The organism is Streptomyces recifensis, from assembly GCF_002154615.1.
GTDB classification, from domain to species: Bacteria; Actinomycetota; Actinomycetes; order Streptomycetales; family Streptomycetaceae; genus Streptomyces; species Streptomyces griseoluteus.
Map to the genome: position 1 here is coordinate 1 of NZ_MUNH01000364.1, position 6,957 is coordinate 6,957.

The following is a 6,957-nucleotide window of genomic DNA, read 5'->3' on the forward strand; positions in this document are numbered from 1 at the left end:
GCGCGGGGGCTTGCCGGGGCCGGGCAGGTTGGGATCGGGGACGCCGGGGCTCGCGGGGGCGAAGGAGAAGTCGGTCAGCTCGTTGTTGAGCAGGAAGCCCCGGCCGGGAACGGTGATGCCGCTGCCCCCGGTCTGCTCGATGGTGAGCGTGTAGGAGACGACGTTGCCCCACTTGTCGGACACGGTGAGGTGGGTGGTGTTCTCGCCCTCGTACGTGGTCGGCGCGGCCTTGCCCTTGGTCGCGCAGGCGGCCGGGTGACGCGGGTCGCCGGGGGCGAGCGGGCTGGTCAGGACGGCGTCGTCCTTGATCAGGCAGGCCCGCGAGTCGGCGAACCGCTGCGAGAGCAGCTGCTCGGTGGGTACGTCCTCGAAGGCGGGGTCCCCGACCCAGCGCCCCCGGTCGGCGAAGGCTATCCGGCTCGCCTCGATGTACCGGTGCAGGTACTGCGTCTCGCTCGCCTTGGCGAGGTCGCTCTTCTCCAGGATGTTGAGCGCCTCGCCCACGGTGGTGCCGCCGGAGTAGGAGGGCGCGATGGAGTACACCTTCAGACCGCGGTACGAGGTGTCGGTGGGCCGCTGGAGTTTGGCGCGGTAGCCCGACAGGTCCTTGGCGGTCAGTTCGCCCGGGCGGGCGTTCCAGCCCGAAGAGGGCGCGACCGGAGGCTTGTTGACGGTGGCGACGATGTCCCGTCCGAGGTCGCCCCGGTAGACGGCGTCGGCGCCCTTGCGGCCCAGCTCCTGGTAGGTCTTGGCCAGATCGGGATTCTTCAGGGTGGAGCCGACCACCGGGAGCTTGCCGCCGGGCAGGAACAGCCGCGCGGTGTCCGGGAAGTAGCGGAACCGGGTCTCGTTGGCCGCGGTCTGGGAGCGGAAGGTGTCGTCCACGGTGAAGCCGTCGCGGGCGATCCGTTCGGCCGGCCGCAGCACGCGGGCGAGGCTGCGGGTGCCCCAACTGCGCAGCGCCGTCTGCCAGGTGGCGGGTGTACCCGGTGTGCCGACGCTCAGTCCGCTGCTGACGGCGTCCGCGAACGCCAGCGGCTTGCCGTTCTCCAGGAACAGGTCGGAGCGGGCGCTGAGCGGGGCGGTCTCGCGGCCGTCGATGGTGTGCACGGTGCGGGACTTGGCGTCGTAGTAGACGAAGTAGCCGCCTCCGCCGACGCCCGCCGAGTACGGCTCGGTGACGCCCAGCGCGGCGGCGGTGGCCACGGCCGCGTCGACCGCGTTGCCGCCGTTGCGCAGCACCTCGATACCGGCCGCGCTGGCGTCGGCGTCCACGCTGGAGACCGCGCCCCCGTAGCCGACCGCCACGGGCACCTTCCCGCCGGGCCCGCCCGCCGCTGCCGGCGGAGCGGCTGCCCCCATCGAGGCGACGGCGGCCAAGGCCACCAGCATCGCCGGCTTCCGCGTACCAGGACGACCCATCCGAACCTCCCGAGACCACTGTCCGCGCAGCGTAACCAGATCCCCAAGGCCCCCGACAGTATGCCTCGCGCCCCGGCACCCCGCATGCCGGCTCAGTCCGCCCGGATGGTGCGGACGGCCGTCACGGGGTCGGCCGGCGCCACCAGTTCGCGCGTGACGACCTCCACCAGCTCCGCCGGAGCCCCTGGCCCGCTCAGCCCGCTCACGTACGCGAGGGCCTGCCCGAGCGCCAGCACGGGCACCCGCCGCCGCAGCAGCCGCGCGGCGGCAATCCGGCCCTGCTCCGCTGCGGCCGCCCGCACCTCGTCGTCCACGTCGTCCACAGCGGTCCGCGGGGTCTCGCCCCGGATGCGCACCCGGTAGTCGGTCTCCCACGCCCCCGACGCCCAGGAGACGGCCCCGACCGTGTGCAGCCCGCCGTCCACCCGGTCGACCAGGTACGGGCCCGCCCCGACGAGCAGGAAGTCGGTGTCGCGGGTCCGCGCGTACTGGGCCGTCGCCACCTGGACGATCCACACCAGCTCGTGCCGCACGGCACTCACGACGACCACGTCGTGCGGCCGCACCCCCAGGGCGGCCTCCCGCCGGAACGCGCGCTCCAGCTCCTCCTCGACGATCCGTACCGCGGCATCCAGCTCGATCACGTGCCCAGCATCGCGCACGAGGCCCACGCCCCGCCCTCGGGTATTCCCGGACCCGCTACCATCCCGCCGCATGAACGACGACGTGCGCAACATCGTCCTGGGTGTCATAGCCGCCGGCATCAGTGCAGCGATCGGGTGGGTGGCGCGGACCTATCTGTGGCGGCGGAAGCTGCGGCGCAAGCAGGTGTTCTTCGGGCTGCCGGACAACTCGGAGACGCTGTTCGTCGTGAACAGGGACCCGGGGGCGACGGAGCCGGCGGTGCACCGGTTCGACGTGTTCGCGCTGCTGGAGCTGTCCGCGCTCATCAAGGACTGCGGCGCGAACATGCAATTGATGACGCAGGACGTGTCGCACCAGGGCTTCGGTGAGCGCACGGAGTTCTGCGTGGGCGGTCCGGCCTCCAACCGGCGGATGCTCGCCCACATGTCGGCGATGCTGCCCGGGGTGCGGGTGAACACCGAGAAGGAGAAGGGGCCGAACCGGGGCGCCTTCCGGATCGGTACGGAGACCTACCGGATGGAGCCCGGCACGACCGAGTACGTGCTGCTGGCCAAGGTCGCGGCGGGCGGGCGGACCCGGCCGGTGTTCCTGTTCTGCGGACAGCGGGCGATCACCAACCAGGCGGCGACGCGCTATCTGGCCCGCAACCACCAGCGGTTGGCCCGCAAGCACGGCTCGCAATCGTTCGTGCTGCTGCTGAAGGTGGTCAACTCCCAGGCGTACGGCCCCGATCTGGTCGAGGTGGTCGCCGATGTCACGCGGGCGGCGCAGGCCCCCTTCCCGGAGACCGAGGAGACGCCGGCTCAGGCGACGCCCGCGCCCTAGCGTGCAACCGTCTTCCATTATTGTTACCGGTACGTAACTTACCGGCGGGTTACTTGAGGTAAGAACCACCCATTACTGTCGGGTCACTTTGGCACTGGCACGCGTCAGGAGTGACCATGGCATCCGCTCGTAACCCCCTGCGCACCTGCGCCGTCGGCGCCGTCTCGGCGGCGCTGGTCGCCGGTGCGGTCGTCGGGCTGGCGCCCGCGGCCCAGGCGGCCCCCGCCGTACGGTTCGTCGACATTCCCGGTGACGGGGGCACCGTACTGAAGGCGAACGTCGTCACCCCGGCGGGCTCCGGCAGCCATCCGCTGCTCGTGCTGCCCACCAGCTGGGGTTTCCCGCAGGCCGAGTACCTCGCCCAGGCGCAGAAGCTCGCCGACTCCGGCTATGTGGTGCTCTCGTACAACGTGCGCGGCTTCTGGCAGTCCGGCGGCGAGATCGAGGTGGCCGGGGCGTCCGACCTGGCGGACGCCTCCAAGGTGATCGACTGGGCGCTGGCCAACACCCCCGCCGACTCCGCCCGCATCGGCATGGCGGGCGTCTCCTACGGCGCGGGCATCAGCCTGCTCGCCGCGGCCCACGATCAGCGGATCAGGGCCGTGGCGGCGCTCGGCGGCTGGGCCGATCTGGTCAGCTCGATCTACTCCGGCCGCACCGAGCATGTCCAGGCGGTCGCCCTGCTGGACGGCGCCGGAGCGGTCACCGGTCGCCGGAGCCCGGAGATGCGGCAGGTCTTCGACCGCTTCTACGCCTCCGACCTCAGCCAGGAGCAGAACCTCATCGACTGGGGCGAGCGCCGCTCCGCCGTGACGTACCTGGACCGGCTCAACGCCAACAAGCCCGCCGTCATGCTCGCCAACGCCTGGAGCGACTCGGTCTTCCCGGCCAACCAGTACGCGAGCTTCTACGAGAAGCTGACCGGCCCCAAGCGCCTCGAGTTGCGCCCCGGCGACCACGCGACCCCGGAGCTGGCCGGCCTGTTCGGGCTGCCCAACGACGTCTGGAAGGACACCGGCCGCTGGTTCGACCACTACCTCCGGGGCGTGGACAACGGCGTCGACCGCGAGCAGCCCGTCCAGTTGGAGTCCCGCAGCGGCGGCGGTTACGAGGGCTACCCGGACTGGAAGTCGGTCGCCGCCACCGACCGCAAGATCGCGCTGGCGGGCAGCACCACCATCCACACCAACGTCGACTCCGGCGCGGACGGCGGGATCGCCCTGCTCTCCGGCCTGGTGGACCAGATCACCAAGCTGCCCCCGATGGCCTCCATCCCGTTGCTCCCGCGCCGCTGGGCGGCCGTCTGGCAGTCGGAGCGGTACGCGGCGCCCCAGCGGGTGCGCGGCACCGCCAGGCTGCACACCACGCTCACCCCGACCGCCGAGAGCGGCACCTTCGTGGCCTACCTGTACGACGTGGGCCCGCTCGGCATCGGCAAGCTGGTCACCCACGCGCCCCTGACCTGGCACGGCCGTACGCCGGGCCGGCCGTTCGGGCTGGACCTCGACCTGTTCTCCACGGCCTACGACGTCCCGGCCGGGCACCGGCTGGCCCTGGTGGCCGACACGGTCGATCCGCTCTACCTCGAGCACAACCCGTCCGGCGCGCGGCTGACCTTCTCCTCGCCGGAGGGCGACCCGTCGTACGTGTCGGTCCCCCTGCGCGAGCAGTGATCTCCGGCCGCCGCCGGACGAGCATGGCCCGTGTGGACCGCCGCCTTCGTCACGGCTTCAGAGCCGTGGGTGGCTCCCCACCCGGCAGCGGCGCCCCAGGGCCGGGCGCGGCGACAGCCACGGCCTCGGTCTTGGGACTGCGCTGCTCCCGGCGGGACACCCAGACGGCGAACCACGAGAGCAGCATGCACATCCCGATGTAGATCGGCGAGATCACCATCACCACGGGGATGAACGGCAAATCGTAGTCGAGGTTCGAGGCGATGAGCTTCCCGGCGTGGAGGAACTCCTCGTAGGTGATGAGGAAGCCCAGCGACGTGTCCTTCAGCGCGACCACCAACTGGCTGATGATCGCTGGCAACATGGCGCGTACCGCCTGCGGTACGAGCACATAGGACATGACCTGGGTTTTTCTCATGCCGAGAGCGAACGCGGCCTCACGCTGGCCGCGTTCGACGGCGTTGACACCGGAGCGGAAGACCTCGGCGAGCACCGAGCCGTTGTAGAGGGTCAGTCCGGCGACGAGGGCGGGCAGCGGCTGCACCTTGAGCGCCACGAAGATGAAGAAGATCATCACCAGCACGGGCATCGCGCGGAAGAACTCCACCACGAGCGTGGCCAGCCGGCGCACCGGCGCGTGGTCGGAGAGGCGTCCGGCGGCGAGCACCCCGCCGAGGGCGAGGGAGAGCACGGCGGCCATGGCGAACGCCTTGAGGGTGTTGCCGAGGCCGCGCAGCAGCAGTTCCTGGATGCCCTTGTACTCGAACGGCATCCATTTGGTGGCGGTGAACTGGCCGGTGGAGAACAGCAGATAGAGCACCCAGGCGAACAGGCCGAGCAGCACGGCGGTGGACAGTACCGCGTACAGCGCGTGCCGCCGCCGGGTGGTGGGGCCGGGGACGTCGTAGAGCGCGGTGGTCGTCGTCATCGGGCCACTCCCCACTTGCGCTCCAGCAGGTTGAACAGGGCGCTGATGGCGAGCGTGATGATCAGGTAACCGACCGCGATCCAGACGAAGGTCCAGATGATGTTGTAGCCCAGCTCGCTCAACGTCTTGTAGGTGCCCAGCAGTTCGGTGACGCTGAAGGCGCCGGCGATGGCGGAGTTCTTGGCCAGCGCGATCAGGGTGGAGCCGACGGGCGGGATCACCGAGCGGAACGCCTGGGGGAGCACGATCACGCCGAGGGTCTGCGCGAAGGTCATGCCGAGGCTGCGGGCCGCCTCCCCCTGGCCCTTGGGCACGGTATTGATGCCGGAACGCAGTGCCTCGCAGATGAAGGCGGAGGTGTAGCAGCCCAGCGCGAGGACCGCGAACGCCTGGAAGGGCAGCACGAGTCCGAACCGGGGCAGCCCGAGCAGCACCGCGAAGAACAGCAGGGTGAGCGGCGTGTTGCGCAGCACGGTCACCCATACCGTGCCGAAGACCCGCAGCGAGGCCACCGGCGCGACGCGGAAGGACGCCATCAGGAAGCCGAGCGCGAGGGCCAGCAGCGAGGCGTAGACGGTCAGTTCGACCGTGCCGAGGAATCCCTCGGCGTAGAGGGCGAAGTTGTCTGTCAGTACGTTCATGGCGTCCTCGGTCAGCTCGCCGGGTAGCGGTCGATGGGCGGCGGCTTCGGCGCGGGCACGCCGGACAGACCGAGCGTGGCGTCGTAGGCCCTCTTCCAGTCGCCGTTCTTCTCGCGGGCGGCGAGGGCGTTGTCCAGGGCGAAGCGCAGGACGTTGTCGGCCCGCGGGACACCGATGCCGTACGGCTCCTTCGAGAACGGCTTGCCGACGACCTTCAGTTCGTCGGGGGCCTTGGCCGCGTAGCCGATCAGGATGGCGTCGTCGGTGGTGACCGCGTCGACCTGGTAGGTGAGCAGGTTGTCCACGCAGACCGAGTAGGTGTCGTAGGCGACCAGGACGGCCTTCGGGTAGTCGTCCTTGATGCGCTGGTACGGGGTCGAGCCGGCCGCCGAGCAGACGCGTTTGCCGGCGAGGTCCTCGGGTCCGTGGATGTCGTCGGTGTCCTTGCGGACCAGCAGGGACTGGCCTGCCATGTAGTACGGGCCGGCGAAGCCCACCAGCTTCTTGCGGTTGGCGTTGATGGTGTAGGTGCCGACGTAGTAGTCGATCTGGCCGTTCTGCAGGGCCGTCTCACGGTTGGCGGAGGCGATGGTGCGGAACCGGACGCTGTCGCCGGGGAAGCCGAGGGAGGCGGAGAGCATCTTGGCGATCTCGATGTCGAAGCCGGAGTACCGGCCGGTCGCCGGGTCCTTCTCGCCGAGGTAGGGCTGGTCCTCCTTGGCGCCGACGACGAAGTGGCCGCGCTTCTTGGCGCGGGTCCAGGTCGGGGAGCCGGGCAGGCGGAAGTTCCGGTCCACCGCGTAGTGCGGGAGCTGGTCGGGGG

At 70.6% G+C, this 6,957-nt stretch carries 7 protein-coding genes; 2 read left to right on the forward strand and 5 right to left on the reverse strand.

Going from position 1 to position 6,957, the window contains the following annotated elements:
* Together CCN33_RS19285 and CCN33_RS19290 are read right to left on the reverse strand one after the other, a co-directional pair.
* Positions 1–1,422: gamma-glutamyltransferase family protein (locus tag CCN33_RS19285; RefSeq protein ID WP_208621800.1), on the reverse strand; the 1,422-nt coding region annotated here is incomplete at its 3' end.
* A gap of 92 nt (positions 1,423–1,514) precedes the next feature.
* Positions 1,515–2,066 carry a YrhB domain-containing protein gene (locus tag CCN33_RS19290; protein WP_086694830.1) on the reverse strand — a complete coding sequence of 184 codons (552 nt, stop codon included), beginning with the start codon at positions 2,064–2,066 and terminating at the stop codon, positions 1,515–1,517.
* Between the two features lie 70 nt (positions 2,067–2,136).
* Here CCN33_RS19290 and CCN33_RS19295 point away from each other — a divergent pair, with 70 nt between their 5' ends.
* Both CCN33_RS19295 and CCN33_RS19300 read left to right on the forward strand, forming a co-directional pair.
* Positions 2,137–2,892: a hypothetical protein gene (locus CCN33_RS19295; RefSeq protein ID WP_086694825.1), complete on the forward strand. Its 756-nt coding sequence runs from the start codon at positions 2,137–2,139 to the stop codon at positions 2,890–2,892.
* A gap of 116 nt (positions 2,893–3,008) precedes the next feature.
* Positions 3,009–4,565, forward strand: coding sequence for a CocE/NonD family hydrolase (locus CCN33_RS19300; RefSeq protein WP_086694826.1), 1,557 nt, complete (start codon positions 3,009–3,011; stop codon positions 4,563–4,565).
* 49 nt (positions 4,566–4,614) lie between these two features.
* On the opposite strand, the gene CCN33_RS19305 is transcribed toward CCN33_RS19300, so the two are convergent.
* From CCN33_RS19305 to CCN33_RS19315, 3 genes are all read right to left on the reverse strand, one after another.
* The gene (locus CCN33_RS19305; RefSeq protein ID WP_086694827.1) at positions 4,615–5,493 is read right to left on the reverse strand and encodes an amino acid ABC transporter permease; all 879 of its coding nucleotides are present in this window, start codon (positions 5,491–5,493) and stop codon (positions 4,615–4,617) included.
* Entirely contained in the window at positions 5,490–6,134 is a 645-nt protein-coding gene (locus tag CCN33_RS19310; RefSeq protein ID WP_086694828.1) for an amino acid ABC transporter permease, read from the reverse strand. The genes CCN33_RS19305 and CCN33_RS19310 overlap by 4 nt, the downstream gene beginning before the upstream one ends.
* 11 nt (positions 6,135–6,145) lie before the next feature.
* Positions 6,146–6,957 (reverse strand): glutamate ABC transporter substrate-binding protein (locus CCN33_RS19315; RefSeq protein ID WP_086694831.1); only part of this gene is annotated, 812 nt, incomplete at its 5' end.

What these genes read in the sequence shown, in the direction of transcription:
- CCN33_RS19310 (WP_086694828.1), bottom strand. Translation starts at nt 6,134, where the DNA reads ATGAACGTACTGACAGACAACTTCGCCCTCTACGCCGAGGGATTCCTC.
- CCN33_RS19305 (WP_086694827.1), bottom strand. Translation starts at nt 5,493, where the DNA reads ATGACGACGACCACCGCGCTCTACGACGTCCCCGGCCCCACCACCCGG.
- CCN33_RS19300 (WP_086694826.1), top strand. Translation starts at nt 3,009, where the DNA reads ATGGCATCCGCTCGTAACCCCCTGCGCACCTGCGCCGTCGGCGCCGTC.
- CCN33_RS19295 (WP_086694825.1), top strand. Translation starts at nt 2,137, where the DNA reads ATGAACGACGACGTGCGCAACATCGTCCTGGGTGTCATAGCCGCCGGC.